The 14,981-nt window shown below is 70.2% G+C and carries 18 protein-coding genes; 8 read left to right on the forward strand and 10 right to left on the reverse strand.

Annotation, left to right across the window (positions count from 1 at the left end; all coding sequences use genetic code 11):
- The first annotated feature begins 40 nt into the window (after window positions 1-40).
- From B116_RS0124035 to B116_RS0124045, 3 genes are all read left to right on the forward strand, one after another.
- On the forward strand, window positions 41-547 hold the full coding sequence (locus B116_RS0124035) for an LppU/SCO3897 family protein (RefSeq protein ID WP_027661575.1): 507 nt from the start codon (window positions 41-43) through the stop codon (window positions 545-547).
- Window positions 548-785: 238 nt separating this feature from the next.
- Window positions 786-1,211, forward strand: a complete 426-nt coding sequence (locus tag B116_RS0124040; protein ID WP_082312885.1) for an LppU/SCO3897 family protein — start codon at window positions 786-788, stop codon at window positions 1,209-1,211.
- 136 nt (window positions 1,212-1,347) lie between these two features.
- The gene (locus B116_RS0124045) at window positions 1,348-2,586 is read left to right on the forward strand and encodes an ATP-binding protein (RefSeq protein WP_027661576.1); all 1,239 of its coding nucleotides are present in this window, start codon (window positions 1,348-1,350) and stop codon (window positions 2,584-2,586) included.
- Between the two features lie 78 nt (window positions 2,587-2,664).
- On the opposite strand, the gene B116_RS0124050 is transcribed toward B116_RS0124045, so the two are convergent.
- Entirely contained in the window at window positions 2,665-3,201 is a 537-nt protein-coding gene (locus tag B116_RS0124050) for a GNAT family N-acetyltransferase (RefSeq protein WP_050565611.1), read from the reverse strand.
- A 135-nt stretch (window positions 3,202-3,336) separates the two neighbouring features.
- Between B116_RS0124050 and B116_RS0124055 the strand changes: the two genes are divergently transcribed.
- Both B116_RS0124055 and B116_RS0124060 read left to right on the forward strand, forming a co-directional pair.
- Window positions 3,337-3,882, forward strand: a complete 546-nt coding sequence (locus B116_RS0124055; RefSeq protein ID WP_027661577.1) for a DoxX family protein — start codon at window positions 3,337-3,339, stop codon at window positions 3,880-3,882.
- Between the two features lie 211 nt (window positions 3,883-4,093).
- Entirely contained in the window at window positions 4,094-5,527 is a 1,434-nt protein-coding gene (locus B116_RS0124060; protein WP_027661578.1) for a glycosyltransferase 87 family protein, read from the forward strand.
- A gap of 66 nt (window positions 5,528-5,593) precedes the next feature.
- Here the strand turns inward: B116_RS0124060 and B116_RS0124065 are convergent, their stop codons facing one another.
- The 4 genes from B116_RS0124065 to moaC are packed head-to-tail and all read right to left on the reverse strand — an operon-like array spanning window position 5,594 to window position 8,285.
- Entirely contained in the window at window positions 5,594-6,022 is a 429-nt protein-coding gene (locus B116_RS0124065) for a molybdenum cofactor biosynthesis protein MoaE (protein WP_027661579.1), read from the reverse strand.
- Entirely contained in the window at window positions 6,019-7,269 is a 1,251-nt protein-coding gene (locus B116_RS0124070; RefSeq protein WP_027661580.1) for a molybdopterin molybdotransferase MoeA, read from the reverse strand. The genes B116_RS0124065 and B116_RS0124070 overlap by 4 nt, the downstream gene beginning before the upstream one ends.
- Window positions 7,270-7,323: 54 nt before the next feature.
- Window positions 7,324-7,797: a MogA/MoaB family molybdenum cofactor biosynthesis protein gene (locus tag B116_RS0124075; protein ID WP_018722604.1), complete on the reverse strand. Its 474-nt coding sequence runs from the start codon at window positions 7,795-7,797 to the stop codon at window positions 7,324-7,326.
- Window positions 7,794-8,285, reverse strand: coding sequence for a cyclic pyranopterin monophosphate synthase MoaC (gene moaC, locus B116_RS0124080; RefSeq protein ID WP_018722603.1), 492 nt, complete (start codon window positions 8,283-8,285; stop codon window positions 7,794-7,796). The genes B116_RS0124075 and moaC overlap by 4 nt, the downstream gene beginning before the upstream one ends.
- 184 nt (window positions 8,286-8,469) lie before the next feature.
- On the opposite strand from moaC, the gene B116_RS25835 reads away from it, so the two are divergent.
- Genes B116_RS25835 through B116_RS0124095 form a run of 3 tightly spaced genes read left to right on the forward strand, consistent with a single transcriptional unit; the run spans window position 8,470 to window position 10,812 of the window.
- Entirely contained in the window at window positions 8,470-9,783 is a 1,314-nt protein-coding gene (locus B116_RS25835) for a glycosyltransferase 87 family protein (RefSeq protein ID WP_050591920.1), read from the forward strand.
- The gene (locus B116_RS0124090; RefSeq protein WP_027661581.1) at window positions 9,780-10,412 is read left to right on the forward strand and encodes a phosphoribosyltransferase; all 633 of its coding nucleotides are present in this window, start codon (window positions 9,780-9,782) and stop codon (window positions 10,410-10,412) included. Before B116_RS25835 ends, B116_RS0124090 begins: the two co-directional genes overlap by 4 nt.
- A gap of 19 nt (window positions 10,413-10,431) precedes the next feature.
- Window positions 10,432-10,812 (forward strand): TFIIB-type zinc ribbon-containing protein, encoded by a 381-nt coding sequence (locus tag B116_RS0124095; protein ID WP_020608275.1) that lies wholly within the window; start codon window positions 10,432-10,434, stop codon window positions 10,810-10,812.
- A 150-nt stretch (window positions 10,813-10,962) separates the two neighbouring features.
- Here B116_RS0124095 and dnaB read toward each other — a convergent pair whose 3' ends face one another.
- From dnaB to rpsF, 5 genes are all read right to left on the reverse strand, one after another.
- Window positions 10,963-12,369, reverse strand: coding sequence for a replicative DNA helicase (gene dnaB / locus B116_RS0124100; protein WP_018722599.1), 1,407 nt, complete (start codon window positions 12,367-12,369; stop codon window positions 10,963-10,965).
- Window positions 12,370-12,863: 494 nt separating this feature from the next.
- Window positions 12,864-13,310 carry a 50S ribosomal protein L9 gene (gene rplI, locus B116_RS0124105; RefSeq protein WP_018722598.1) on the reverse strand — a complete coding sequence of 149 codons (447 nt, stop codon included), beginning with the start codon at window positions 13,308-13,310 and terminating at the stop codon, window positions 12,864-12,866.
- Window positions 13,311-13,324: 14 nt separating this feature from the next.
- Window positions 13,325-13,564: a 30S ribosomal protein S18 gene (rpsR, locus tag B116_RS0124110; protein ID WP_007073789.1), complete on the reverse strand. Its 240-nt coding sequence runs from the start codon at window positions 13,562-13,564 to the stop codon at window positions 13,325-13,327.
- Between the two features lie 41 nt (window positions 13,565-13,605).
- The gene (locus B116_RS0124115; protein WP_018733076.1) at window positions 13,606-14,133 is read right to left on the reverse strand and encodes a single-stranded DNA-binding protein; all 528 of its coding nucleotides are present in this window, start codon (window positions 14,131-14,133) and stop codon (window positions 13,606-13,608) included.
- 90 nt (window positions 14,134-14,223) lie between these two features.
- Window positions 14,224-14,514: a 30S ribosomal protein S6 gene (gene rpsF, locus B116_RS0124120; RefSeq protein WP_025618049.1), complete on the reverse strand. Its 291-nt coding sequence runs from the start codon at window positions 14,512-14,514 to the stop codon at window positions 14,224-14,226.
- Between the last annotated feature and the right edge of the window lie 467 nt (window positions 14,515-14,981).

Below are 14,981 nucleotides of genomic sequence, written 5' to 3' on the forward strand. Positions count from 1 at the left end.
CCGAGGGTCCGGCCGCTCACACTCCCGTAGGAGGATGCGCATGCCGGACTACGAACCGCCGCCCGGCCCCGGTGACGGGCCATCCCCCACTCGGCGCAGCGGACCGCTGGTCGCGGTACTCGGCATCGTCGCGTTCCTGGTCCTCGGCACCGGGGCAGGTGTCCTCTGGTTCCGCACCGGGGGCGACGAGGCGCCGACGGCGTCGAGGTCCGACCCCAACGTCGCAGCCTCGGTCTCCCCGGCCGGGCCAGCTACCTCGACGAATCCGACATCCAACGTCGCGGCCCCGGATTCTTCGGCCAACCCTCGCTTCGTCGAGGTCGGCCAGTGCGTCCGCAACGATGGGCCGGCCGACGGCGAGCCAAAGATGCTGATCACCGAGTGTGGCCCGCAGACGTACGAGGTGCTGCTCCGCGTTGACGGCCCGACCACCGGCGAGGAGGACGCCGCGGCGAAGTGCGCCGCTGTTGGCGGCTACACCAACTGGTTTTTCTTCGACAGTGACCTGGACACCCTCGACTTCGTGCTCTGCCTGAAGCAACGCTGAGCACCGCACCCCTGGGGACGAGATGAAGCCCAACGAGACCCCGGACCCGAGCCCTTCGCCGTGGAGCCGGCCACCGCTCGGTCAACTCCCATCACCCGGCCAGCTCCCGCCGCCCGGCCAACTCCCACCGCCCGACCAGCTCCCGCCGCCCGGTCAACTCCCACCGTCCGGTCCGCTCTCGGGTCCGCCGGTGCCGCCATCGGTCGGTGGCCAGTGGGGCGCTCCAGGCGGTCAGGCCATGCCACCCGCGCCCCCGAAGCGATCCGGCGGCCGGATCGTCCTGATCATCGGACTGACGGTGCTGCTCGCGCTCTTCCCCTGCCTGGGCCTGACCGGTTGGGCGGCATGGAAGCTCTCCACCATCGGCGACCGTTCCTCGGAATCGCCCTCTTCCCCCTCGACTGCACGGGATCGGGCGCAGAACAACTCGACGGGCTGGCAGAACTTCGCGCGGGGCGACTGCGTGGTCAACGACGGTACCGGTGACCACGTCAGGCTACGCAAGGTTGGGTGTAGTCCGAACACGTACCGGGTGCTGCAACGAATCCCGGCCACGACGGACAGTGCCCCCTGCCAGACCCTGGCACCCCTCACGAACGCGGTCTACGTGCACGACAACCCGGAAGACGCGCTCGACTTCGTGCTCTGCCTACGAAAGTACTGATGTCCAAAGCTAGGGCTATCTAGCGTGGAAGCTAGACAGCCCTAGATCTGGCTCGACACCGGAGTTCGCGACACGCCGGTAGCCCCATCTACAGATGTCTAGCCCTACTGCTAGACATCCCGATAGTCTCCGATGCGTGGATCCGGTCCGCAATCCCTACGCTCCGGGCGCCGGGCAGCGCCCGCCCGAGTTGGCCGGGCGGGGGCGGGAACTGGACGTCTTCGACATCGTCCTGGAACGGATCGCGCGGGGCCGGCCCGAGCGCAGCCTGATGCTCACCGGGCTGCGGGGCGTGGGCAAGACGGTGCTGCTCAACACGCTACGGTCACAGGCCATCAACCGACTCTGGGGCAGCGGCAAGATCGAAATCCGGCCAGACCAATCGCTGCGCCGCCCGATCTCGGCCGCCCTCCACATGGCCGTGCGCGAGCTGGCCCCCCGGCACCGCGCTCCGGACCGGATCGACGCCTTCCTCGGCGTCCTGAAGGCCTTCGCGCAACGGTCCGCCCCGAGCGGTCGGGGCGGGGCTTCCCCCCGACTGCGGGACCGGTGGCAACCCGGCATCGATGTCCCCGCCGCGAGTGGACGGGCCGACTCCGGCGACATCGAGATCGACCTGGTGGAGCTGCTGACCGACGCCGCCGCGGTGGCCGCCGATGTCGGCACCGGCATCGCCGTCTTCATCGACGAGATGCAGGACCTCGCCCCGGAGGAGGTCTCCGCCCTCTGCGCCGCCTGCCATGAGCTGTCCCAACTCGGCGCGCCACTGATCGTGGTCGGTGCCGGCCTGCCACACCTTCCGGCCGTACTCAGCGCAGCAAAGTCGTACTCCGAACGGCTCTTCCGCTACCAACGCATCGATCGACTCGACCGAATCGCCGCTGACCAGGCACTCTGCGCGCCCGCTGAGCGCGAAGAGATCGAGTACGAGCAGAAGGCGCTCGACCTGCTCTACGAAAAATCCGGCGGCTACCCCTACTTCGTCCAGGCGTACGGGAAGACGACCTGGGACCACGCCCCCCGCTCACCGATCACCGCCGCCGATGTCCGGGTGGCGGCGCCGGACGCCGAGGCCGAGCTGGCGGTGGGCTTCTTCGGCTCCCGGTTCGAACGGGCTACCCCGGCCGAGCGCGAATACATGCGGGCGATGGCGGCCCGCTCCCTGATCGACGGTACGGACGACAGCGCCCCGGACGACATGGACGCCGCCGTGCCAACCGCCGAGATCGCTCGTGCGCTGGGGCGCAAGCCCGCAAGCCTCTCCCCGGCTCGGGACGCGCTGATCAAAAAGGGTCTGATCTACTCCGGCGAGCGCGGCACGGTGGCGTTCACCGTGCCGCACTTCGGCCGCTACCTTCGCACCCAGCCGGCGTAGCCCGAGCCCAACCGACGCAGCCCGGTCGACGCCCGCCGACCTAGCCCGGGCGATGCCCGCCGGTGCAGTCCGGGCGACTCACACCTTCGACCACGGCGGAGGAAAGATCACCTCGCCGGGTGGCGGCGCTCCCGTGCCACTGTCGACCGAGGGCAGCACTCGGGCCTGCCAGGGCTCGCCGAGCCCAGACCAGGGGCTGGTGAGGCCGAACCGGTCGGCCCGGCCGAACCCGAACCGCCGGTAGAAGGCCGGATCACCCAACACCACCACCAGGCGCTCACCCAGCTCGACGGCCGCGTCCAGGGTCGCTTGTACCACCGCGCTGCCCAGCCCGATGCGCTGTCGGTGCGGGGCGACCGCCACCGGTCCAAGGGCGAGCGCGGCCACGTCGTCAGAGTCGGAGCGCACTCGCACCCGAGTGAGCAGCGCATATCCGACAACCTCACCCCCGTACTCGGCAACCATGGCCAACGGCGGCAGCCACTCCGCGCTGCCACGCAGCTCGTCAACGAGGCTGACCTCAGGCGGGGTGGTGACATCGGGGCGGGCGAACGCGCCAGCGAGGACCCGACGAACCGCACCGGCATCTGCTGGTTCCTCGGGCCGTAGCCGCATGGTGGTCACGCCGGGGACATTACCCTCCGGCGATGGCCCATCCGGGGCAGTCCCGCGATTCGGCGTGGCAGGTCGACCGACCCGGATCGGTCGGTTGCCGGGGTGACGACGGATCCGACAGGGTATGACTGACCCATGACACCCGTACGCTCCCTCGCCCGAGTAATGCTCAGCGGCATCCTCGTGGTCGAGGGGGCCCGTAGCCTCGCCGCCCCGGGCCGGCTCGCCCCCGCCGCCAAGCCGATGACCGACCGGGTCGAACCCCTGCTGCGACAGGCTGTTCCTGGTATCCCCACCGATGCCGAGACCCTGATCCGCGCCAACGGGGCCGTACAGTTCGGCGCCGGCCTGCTGCTCGCCACCGGACGGTTTACCCGACCCGTGGCCTTGGTTCTGGCCGGCACTCTGGTGCCGGGTACTATCGCCGGGCATCCCTTCTGGACTGACACGGATCCGGCAATGCGGGTAAACAACCAACTCCATTTTCTGAAAAACCTCGGCCTCTTCGGTGGCCTCTTGCTGGCCGCCGCGGACACCGCTGGGAAGCCGGGGCTACGCTGGCGGGCCGGTCAACGGCTCGACCACTCCCAGCGTTGGGCAACGCGAGCTGTCCGTACCGCCCGCCGCCAGGCCCGGATCACCGTACGATCGGCAACGACGGCTCGACGCTTCCCCGGCTGACCTGCGTCGACTCCCCTCCCGTCGCACTCCGTCGGACTGGACAGCGAATCCGGCGTACCGTCCACCCGGTGATAACCCGGTGGAAATGTCAAAACCAGTGTGGGATCGGACACGATCCCATAGCGCGGGAGGCAAAAACGTGAGGGACCGTTCTAGGCTCCGTACCGGACCAGGACGGCTAGGACGATATTGGTACGGGGGTGGCCACTCGATGCCGACGACTCTCCGTCGGCGGGTGCGCCGCTTCACCCCGGTTCGCCGCGTCCCACGGGGGCTCGATCGCAGGACCCTCATCCGAATCGGAGTCGTGGCCGTCGTCGCATACGCTGCCTGGCTCGCCGTCGGCGCGTTCGGGCGACCGTACAACTTCTTCGACCTGAAGATCTACCACGGCGCGGCGGTGTGGTGGGCGAACGGCCACGAGCTGTACGAGTTCATCGCGCCCGACACGACCCTTGGATTCACCTACCCCCCCTTCGCCGGGCTCGCCATGCTCCCGATGGCCCACCTTCCGGTCGGGCTGGCCGGGCTGGTGAACGCGGTGGCGAGCGTCGCCGCGCTGGCCGCGGTCCTCGCCGCGCTACTCCGCCCGATCGCCGACCGGCTCAACTATCCCCTGTGGTACGCGGTGGCGCTCGCGACGGTGCTCGCCGCCGCCCTCGAGCCGTCCCGGGAAACCCTCGGCTACGGGCAGGTCAATCTGCTCCTGTTCGCACTGGTCATGGCCGACCTGGTCGGTCTGCGCTGGCGATCCCGCCGGGGCACCCACGTCGCTCCCACCGACGGGCCGCTGCTGCGCTTCGTCTACAGCGGCACCTGGGCGGGCGTCGGGATCGGCCTCGCCACCGCGGTGAAGCTGACTCCCGCACTCTTCATCGCCTACCTCATGATCACCCGTCAGTGGCGGGCGGCGACCACCGCCGTCGGCACCGTACTGGCCGTGACGATCGGGTCGTTCGCCGTCGTCGGCTCCGAATCCCGGGCCTACTTCGGTGGGGTGCTCTGGCAAACCGAGCGGGTCGGTGCCGCCGACATGACCCCCAACCAATCGCTCGCCGGTCTGCTCGCCCGCCTCCACGACTCGATCGAGACCCCGGGGCTGCTCTGGTTCACGTTCGCGATCCTGGTTCTCGCGCTCGGTCTGTCCCGGGCCGCCAACGCGCGGGCAGACGGCGACGAGCTGACGGCGTTCACCCTGGTCGGCCTCACCACCAGTGTGATCAGCCCGATCTCCTGGACGCACCATCTCGTCTGGGTGATCCCCGCGATCATCGTGCTCGCCGACGCCGCCGTCCGCCGCCGGGACGCCAGCCGGGCGCTCTTCGCCCGGGCCGGTCTGGGTGACCTACCCGAAGTTAACGGTCTGCGCCCCCCGATCTGGTACCCGACGTTGACCGGGCTCCGACACGGGGCCGCCGCCGTGACCCTCTATCTCCTCTTCCTCATCTCGCCGATCTGGCCGTACGAGCACCAGCTGCCCGAGGTGTCGCACTATCAGGACGGCCTCTTCGGTGCTCTGATGGAGAATTCGCTGGCCCTGGCGCTGATCGTGCTGGTCGCCGCGCTGCCCTGGCGCCCCGGGGCCGAGCCGGCCTTCTACGGCGAGCGTCCGGGTCGGCCGGTCTCGCTGGCCAGCCGCCGCTGACCGACGGCGGCGACCCGGCGATCACTGACCGGCGACCGAGGACCCGCGGTCCACGCACGGACGGCGTTAGGGACAGTTCACCCACTCCTCGGTGCCGTCCGCGAACACCTGCCGCTTCCAGATCGGCAGCCGTGCCTTCACCTCGTCAACCAGTCGGGCACAGGCGGCGAACGCGGCGGCTCGATGGGCGGTGCTGACCGCCGCCACCAACGCCGCTTCGCCGATCTCCAGCGGCCCGACCCGGTGCGAGACAGCCACCGCGTACACCTCGGGATCAGCGGCGATCTCGGCAGCGACCTCGCGCAGCACCCGCTCGGCACTCGGGTGCCCCTCGTAGGTCAACGCGACCACCGCCCGGCCGTGGTCATGATCCCGGACGACACCCTGAAACGACACCACCGCGCCAGCGGCCCGGTCCGCCACCACGCCCTCGTGGGCGGCGAGATCCAGCGGTCGCTCGGTAACCTCGCCGAACGCCACGGTCGGGACGGTCATGACCCACGCTCCCCGGGAAGCAAGGGCAGCGGCACGACCGACACCCGGTCGCCCGGCTCCCCGGAGGCGCCGGGGCGGATCACCGCGAACCCGTCGGCTCCGGCCAGGCCACGGAGCATGGCCGAGCCGACGTGCCGGAGCGGATGGGCGGTTCCGGCAGCCCGATCCAGCCGAACCAATGCAAGGTGGGTGAAGGCACCCCGCCCGGGGATCGGCTCCGCGAGCACCGCCTGCGGCAGCTCCGGCATCGGCCGACCGACGAGACCAGCCAGTAGCGGCGCGACCAGCGACGCCAGGGCGAGAATCGCGGACTGCGGGTTACCGGGCAGCCCGGCGACGAAACGTACCCGGCCGTCGGCGCCGACCACCCGGGCCAGCAGCATCGGGAAGCCGGGCCGAACGGCGACGGTGTTCACCACGTACTCCGCCCCCAACGCCTCGAGCGCGGGATGCAGGTGGTCCACCGGGCCATGCATGGTGCCGCCGGTCGTACAGACCAGATCGGCGTGGGTGAGCGCATCGCTGAGCGCCGCCACATGCGCCGAGAGGGTGTCCGCCACCGGCCCGACCACGTCGGAGGAGCGCACCGCACACCCGTACCGGCGCAGCCACGCCGGCACCGCGGGACCGAGTGCGTCCCGGACCCGCCCCGCCCCGGGCGGCCCGGCCGTCAACAGTTCGTCCCCGAAGACCAGCAGCGCCGCGCGGGGCTGCCGCCGTACGCGCAGGGTGTCGTGTCCGCAGGAGGCGGCCAACCCGATCACCGCCGGGTCCACGGGCGTCCCGACCGGAAACAGCTCCTCTCCGGCAGCGGCCTCCTCACCCGGCAGCCGCCACTCGGGCGACGGACGCGGGGTGCCGGTCACCAACCCATCCGGAGTACGGCTCGACTCCTCCACCCGCAGCACAGCGGCGGCACCATCGGGAACCATCGCACCGGTGGCGATCTCGACGGTGGTGCCGTCCTCGGTCAGCGGCGCCGGAACCCCGCCGGCCAGGACCCGACCCACGATCCGCCACGGGCCGGCGCCCCGCACCGCCCAGCCATCCACACTGGTCGTACGGAACGCCGGTAGGGGGGTCCGGGTAGCCAACGGCTCGGCCAGGGTATGCCCGTCGATGTCAACGAGCGGGCGACTCACCACCGGCAGCGCGGCAGCTCGACCCACCGCGTATGCCCGGGAACGCGCCTCCTCCCAGCCCGCGGGTGAGGGCGGAGCGACGGGGTCGGCGGCTGCGGCTTCCATGCTCACCCGACGAGAGTATCGGGGCGCCGATGTGACCGTTGGTTCGCGAACCGATCAGTGGTCCCCACCACGAAGCTGGTCGACGGCGTGGGCGAGGATCGGCCCGAGCACGGCCAGCCCGTCGCGGGCGCCGCCGGTCGAGCCGGGGAGGTTCACCACCAGCGTCCGTCCCAGAACACCGGCGACTCCCCGGGACAGCACCGCGGTGGGTACGCGGTCCCGGCTGTACGCGCGGATGGCCTCCGCGATGCCCGGGATCTCGTGGTCGAGCAGAGCCCGGGTCACCTCCGGGGTACGGTCCGTCGGGTTGATGCCGGTGCCGCCACTGGTCACCACGACATCCACCCCCTCGGCGGCGGCAGCGCTCAACGCCGCCCCGACCGGGTCGCCGTCGGGGACCACGATCACCGGCTCGTCCACCGTGCAGCCCAACTCCCGCAGGCCGGCGACGAGCAGCGGGCCGCTGGTGTCCGCGTAGACACCGGCGAAGGCGCGGTTGGAGGCGACGATCACCCGCGCCCGGATCACAGCCGGTCCTCGGGGCGGACCCACTCGCCGGTCGCTCCGCCCTCCTTACGCAGGACTCGGACCGCGTCAACTGTGGCCGCCGGGTCGACCGCCTTGACCATGTCGATGAGGGCGAGGCCAGCGACCGCGACAGCGGTGAGCGCCTCCATCTCGACGCCGGTGCGGTCGGCCGTCCGAGCGGTCGCGGTGATCTCGACGGTGTCGTCGGTGAGGGTCAGGTCAACGGCGACCCCGTGCAGGGCGATCGGGTGGCAGAGCGGAATCAGGTCCGGGGTCCGTTTCGCACCCATGATCCCGGCGAGTCGGCCGACGGCGAGCGCATCACCCTTGGGCAGCCCATCACGGCGCAAGAGATCAATGACCTCGCGGGTGGTGCGGAGCCGACCGGTGGCGACGGCCAGCCGCCCGGTCACCGCCTTGGCGGAGACGTCAACCATGCGGGCTGCGCCTGCCGCGTCAACGTGGGTGAGCTGCGCGGAATCCGTCACGACGGCGAGTCTAGTCACCGCTGTGCCCGGCCCGAGCCGCCGGTTGGAGCGGCCTGCCAGCGCGGAGCCGCGCCGGTGAGGCTTTCGGTACGGTCATCCGCCTTCCACAGACCGCCGGCCGACTACCGCCGCGGTCGTTCCCAGCCCGCCTGACCCGCCGCCGTGGATCTGCAAAACTGACCGCGTGACCAGCGCCGTTCCGGGCGTACGCCGTGGGTGGCTCGCCCTTGACAACGCCGCCGGTGGCCTCGCCGTCGACCTCGCCCTCTACGCCGCCTCGGCCGGATTCGCCGCAGTCACCACCCTGACCTCTACCCTCGCCCCGCACCGCGCGTGGGGAAGTATCGCCACTGCCGGCTACCTCGTCGCCGCCATCGCCGCCACCGCCCAGCTGCTGATCTGGCGACGCCGCCCCGGCTCTCCGCTGACCGGGCTCTCCACCCGCTGGGTGGTCGCCGGGCTCGCCGCTACCACCACCGTGCTGCTGCCGGTGCTCTGGCAGAGCATCGAACGGGCCTTCGGACGCACCGACCGGGCGCAGGAGGAGGTCATCGTCGTTGAGGATTCCGGGCGGCGGCTGATCGAGACCGGTACCCCGTATCTGAGCCGCGAGGCGATCGCCGCGCTCCCCACCAGCGAGCAGCTGTTCGGCTATACCCCGTACCAACCGGGCATGGCCCTGTTCGGTCTGCCCCGCGCCATCGTCGACACCGCGTTGACCGACGCCCGGGTGTGGTTCGCGCTCGCCACCGTCGCCACCCTCGCACTCGCCGGACGCACGCTCTGGCGAACCGGCGCCCACGACGCGCACCGGCCTGGCGACGGCATCCTGCGCGGCGTACAGGCCGCCACAATCCTGCCGGTCAGCGCGCTCACCCTCGCCACCGGCGGCGACGACCTGCCCGTTCTCGCGCTCTGCCTGCTCGCGCTGACCCTCGCCGCCGCCGGCCGACCGGGCCGGGCTGGAGCGGCCGTTGGGTTGGCCGCTGCCCTGAAGCTCTTCGCCTGGCCGGTCGCGGTGGTCTTGGCCGTCTGGGGCGCCACCCGATCGTCCGGACGGCGGGTCCTCGCCGGTGCCCTGGGGCTGCCGGCCATCGCCCTGCTACCCGTCCTGCTGATCGACTCCGACGCGTTGGTCGAGAACGTGCTCCGCTTTCCGCTCGGCCAAGGCCTGGTCACCAGCCCGGCTCAGTCCCCGCTCCCGGGCCACCTGATCTCCACCGCGCTGCCCGCCGGGCGGCTACTCGCCGGCGGACTGCTGCTCGCCGTCGGGCTGGCCTTCGCCCTGCGGCTCACCCGCCGCCCGCCGCGTACGGCCGCCGCCGCGTCGCTCATCTGCGGGTACGGGCTCCTCGTCGCGCTCCTGCTGATGCCCGCCAGCCGGTTCGGCTACCTGCTCTACCCCCTGGCCTTCCTGATCTGGGCCCCCGCACTCGCCCGCCGGAATCCAGCAACCCGCCACGGAGCTGGCTCGCACGGCGTACACCTTGAGAGGTGACCACCTTTCGTGACCGCAGCGACGCGGGTCGGACGCTCGCCGATCGACTCACCGCGCTCGTCGGCGACCCCGATGTCATCGTGCTTGGTCTGGTCCGCGGTGGAGTGCCCGTGGCCGAGGTGATCGCCCGTCGGCTCGAGGCCCCGCTCGACGTGATCACCGTCCGCAAGCTCGGCCTTCCCGGGGCGCCCGAGGTCGCGTTCGGCGCGATCGGTCCCGGCGGGGCTCAGGTGCTCAACGAGCGGATCGCCGGCCGGCTCAGCTCGGCGGAGGTCGCCGACGTGGACCGCCAGGAGCGGGCCGAGCTGGACCGCCGGGAGCGGCTCTACCGGGCCGACCGCCCGCCGCTGGACCTCACCGACCGCACTGCCCTGATCGTTGACGATGGCCTCGCCACGGGCGCCACTGCCCGCGCCGCGGTCCAGGTCGCCCGCCACCTCGGTGCCCGTCGGGTGGTGGCGGCTGCCCCGGTCGGCTCGCAGGAGGCGTACGAGTTGCTCTCCGCCGAGGCCGATCAGGTTGTCTGCCCACAGCACCCGACCGGCTTCACCGCGGTCAGCGCCTACTACGACGATTTCCACGAGGTCTCCGACGACGAAGTGACCGCCACGTTGACCGCGACCGCTTAGGTCAACCAGGTACGGTCGGATGATGAGCCTCACCTGTCCCAAGTGTCACGGCGAGATGCGCCAGTACGAGCGCAGTGGCGTCGTCATCGATCAGTGCAGCGAGTGCCGGGGGATCTTCCTCGACCGCGGCGAACTGGAGAAGCTGTTCGAGGCGGAGGCTAACTGGAACCGGCAGCAAGCCGCTCCGGCACCCGCCCAGCCCAGCCAGCCCACCGGGTACCCGCCGCCCCCGCCGCCGCAGCAGCCCGGCTATGGCACCGTGCCGCCCCCGCCGCCGCCCGCGCATGGCTACCCCCCGGCCCCGGCCCCGGCCTACGGCAGCCACGGTCAGCACTACGGCTACCACGGGCACTACCGGCGGAAGCGGCACAAGGGCTTCCTGGGCGACCTGCTCGGCTGAGCGCCGGCTGCTCGGCCGAGCACCGGTAGGGCGCGTCCGGAGGGCCCCACCGTGGCAGCGCGGGGCGGGGTCCTTCCGGACGTTCATCGGCCAACCGGCCGGCTCACCCGATCGCCAGGTCAACCCGCCCTCACCGATCGCCAGGTCCACTCACACGATCGCCATGTCCACGAAGCGCGACAGGTGGAGCTGCGCTGCCACCGTCACCGTGTCGGTCGGCCCGTTTCGATGCTTGGCCACGACGAAGTCCGCCTCCCCGGCCCGCGGCGACTCCTTGTCGTAGTAGTCATCGCGGTGCAGCAGGATAACGACGTCGGCGTCCTGCTCGATGGAGCCGGACTCCCGCAGGTCGGAGAGCTGGGGCCGCTTGTCGGTCCGCTGTTCGGGGCCACGGTTCAGCTGGCTGACCGCGATGACCGGGCACTCGACCTCCTTCGCGAGGAGCTTGAGGCCACGGGACAGGTCGGCGACCTCCTGCTGCCGGCTCTCCGTACGCTTCGGCGAGGTCATCAGCTGGAGGTAGTCGACGACGATGAGCTTCAGGTCGTGTCGCTGCTTGAGGCGCCGCGCCTTGGCCCGGATCTCCATCAGGTTCATGCTCGGCGTGTCGTCCACGAAGAGCGGTGCCTCGCTGATCTCGCCCATACAGCGGGCGAGCTTCGTCCAGTCGTCGTCGGAGAGCTGACCGCTGCGGAGCACATGCAGGGGCACCCGGGCCTCAGCCGAGAGAAGTCGCATGACGATCTCGACCTTGCTCATTTCCAGCGAGAAGATCGCCGAGGCCTGGTTGGCACGAATCGCGGCATTCCGCGCGAAGTCCATGCTCGCCGTGGACTTCCCCAGGCCGGGCCGCCCGGCGACGATGATGAGCTGGCCGGCGTGCAGACCGTTGAGGAGGCGGTCGAGGTCGGTGAAGCCGGTGGGCACGCCGGTCATCATGCCGTGCTGGGCGCCAACCGCCTCGATCTCGTCGAGGGTGGGCTGGAGCATGTCGGCGAGGATGGCGAAGTCCTCGCTGACCCGCCGCTCGGTGACGTCGTAGACGGCCTGCTGGGCGAGGTCAACGACGTCATCCACGTCCCGGCTGCCACTGGCGGCGGTACCGAACCCGAGCTGCACGATCCGGGTACCGGCCTCGACCAGCCGCCGGAGCACGGCCCGCTCGCTGACGATCCGGGCGTAGTAGGCGGCGTTGGCCGCGGTGGGCACGCTGGCGATCAGGGTGTGCAGGTACGGTGCACCCCCGATACGGACCAGATCGCCGGAGTCAGCCAGGGCCGCCGCAACCGTGATCGAATCAGCGGGCTCGCCCCGGCCGTAGATCTCGAGGATCGTATCGAAGACGGTGGCGTGGACGGGTCGGTAGAAGTCGTTGCTCTTGAGAATCTCGACTACGTCGGCGATCGCGTCCTTGGAGAGGAGCATCCCACCCAGCACGCACTGCTCGGCGGCGATGTCCTGTGGTGGGGTCTTCTCGAACTGGCCGTCCCGCTGCACCGGCACCGAGGTCGGCCCGCCCGCACGCGGTTCGGCTGGCATCTCGTCGGCGACGGACACGGCTCCCCCTTCACACCGTCAACTCATCGTCCTAGCTTCACCGCGGAGTCACGGCCTTCTCGACCCGCAGGGCGATCGGGGGCCATCGTGCGGCGGGTCGGGTGGCAACCATACGGAAGACGAGGAGGCTGCCTCAACAGCAGCGGTGGACGAGTCTCGGGACAACCTGTGGATAGCCGGGGGCCGGCATGTGCGCAGTGTGTGCACAGCCTGTGGATAACCGTGGAGGGCTTCCCCCCAACACCGCGCTGAGCTGCAACGATGCAATCCACACCCTGTGGATAAAAGAAAACTGGCTAGCCGCCTGGTTGACCACCGGCCGCCGGATCAGGCCCAGGGTCCAGACACAGGTCGGGCACCGGGTCGGAAGCAGGTCGGACCCATTCAGGAACAGGTCGGGCCCGGGTCTGGAACACAGGTCAGGCCCAGGGACGGATACAGATCGGGCCCGCGCCGAGTACGGCGCGGGCCCGACCAGTGGTGCGGGTGGGGTGTCAGCCCTGAACGACGCTCAGGTCGAACGCGGCGGTCACCTCGGGGTGCAGCTTGATCCGCACCGGGTAGGAGCCGAGCGACTTGATGTGCTTGGGCAGCTCAAGCCGGCGACGGTCCAGCGTCGGGCCGCCAGCGGCCTTGACGGCCGCGACGATCTCGGCCGCGGTAACCGAACCGAAGAGCCGACCGCCCTCGCCAGCGCGGGCCTTCAGGGCCACCTTCAGCCCTTCGAGCTGGCCCTTGACCTCGTTGGCGTGGCCAAGGTCGCGAATCTCGCGGGCCGAGCGGGCCCGCTTGATGAGCGTGACCTGCTTCTCCGCGCCCTTGGTCCAGGTGATCGCGAAGCCCTGCGGCAGCAGGTAGTTACGGCCGTAGCCGTTCTTGACCTCCACGATGTCCCCGGGGGCACCGAGGCCGGATACCTCCTGAGTCAGGATGATCTTCATGTCGGCGCCTCCCCTCAGCGAGCCGTCGCCGTGTACGGCAAGAGCGCCATCTCGCGGGCGTTCTTGACCGCGCGGGCGATCTGCCGCTGCTGCTGCGAGGTCACGCCAGTCACTCGCCGGGCACGGATCTTGCCCCGGTCGGAGATGAACTTGCGCAGCAGCGCAGTGTCCTTGTAATCGATATAGGTGATCCCGTCCTTATCAAGCGGGTTCACCTTCTTCTTCGGCTTGCGAAGTGCCGCAGCCTTGGCCATTGACCTTGCTCCTGGTTTGCGATTGCGGGCGCTCGGCGCCATCAGAACGGAGGCTCCTCGTCGAAGTTGCCACCGCCGGACCCGCCACGCGAGGGAGCAGGAGCAGGAGCGGCCGAGGCCCACGGGTCGTCGAAGTTGCCTCCGCCGCCCTGGCCACCACCGCCGCCAAAACCACCACCGCCCGAGCGGGACATCTTCTGCACCTTCGCCGTGGCGTAGCGCAGCGACGGGCCGATCTCGTCGACCTCCAGCTCGATAACCGTGCGCTTCTCACCCTCGCGAGTCTCGTACGACCGCTGCCGCAGCCGACCGGACACGATCACACGGGTGCCGCGCTGCAGCGACTCCGCGACGTGCTCGGCGGCCTGCCGCCACACGGTGCACGAGAGGAACAACGGCTCGCCGTCCTTCCACTCGCTGGACGACTTGTCGAAGAACCGGGGCGTCGAGGCGACCCGGAACTTGGCGACCGCCGCACCGGAGGGGGTGAATCGCAACTCGGGGTCATCGGTCAGATTACCGATGACCGTGATGATGGTTTCTCCTGCCATGACCATCTCCTCGCGCACTCATCGTCTCGCCGTACAGGCTGACAGAGCCGTCCGACAATGCCGACGAGGCTGATCCGGGGGTGTCGGGGTTGGGGGTCGGGGTGCGCCTCAGCGCACTTCCGGCCGAATAACCTTGGTACGCAGCACCGACTCGTTGAGCCGCAGCTGACGGTCCAGCTCGGCCACCGCTGCTGGCGTCGCCTGCAGGTCGATGACGGCGTAGATACCCTCGGTCTTCTTGTTGATCTCGTACGCGAGGCGCCGGCGGCCCCACACGTCGGTCTTCTCGACCGAGCCACCCGCGGTCCGAATCACGTTCAGGTACGTGTCGAGCGACGGGGCGACGGTGCGCTCCTCAAGGCTGGAGTCGAGGATCACCATGATCTCGTAATGACGCAAGACGTGCTCACCTCCTATGGGCTAGGCGGCCACGGTCCTTCCGTGACAGGAGGTCGTGCGTCGTGGCCCACTCCGGAACCGGGGGGACCCGGCCGGACGTAGACAACCGGACCAGGATACCCGGTCCGAAGGATCATGCCCGGGGCGGTGGAAACGCCGCCGGACATGGTTCACGGGGGGCCAGCCAGGACGTCGATGTCGAGGCGGGCCCCCCGTGACCAGAGACCGCGGGGTGTCGCGTCCGCATTCCTTGGGTGGGACCTGGGGAGGAACGACCACACCGATGAGGTTGGACCGGCGACACCCCGCGGGGCTTCTTCATGTTGTTTCTCGACCATATCCCTGATGTGTGGGACTTGTCGGAGAATTCGGTAAATCTCAGACAATCTTAAAATTTCATCCCGCAGAACCGTCCATCCCACCTCGTTCAACGACCACTGATCGCGGCGGTGACGCACCTCTGACCG

The sequence above is a fragment of the Salinispora fenicalii genome, assembly GCF_000514815.1.
Classification (GTDB): Bacteria; Actinomycetota; Actinomycetes; order Mycobacteriales; family Micromonosporaceae; genus Micromonospora; species Micromonospora fenicalii.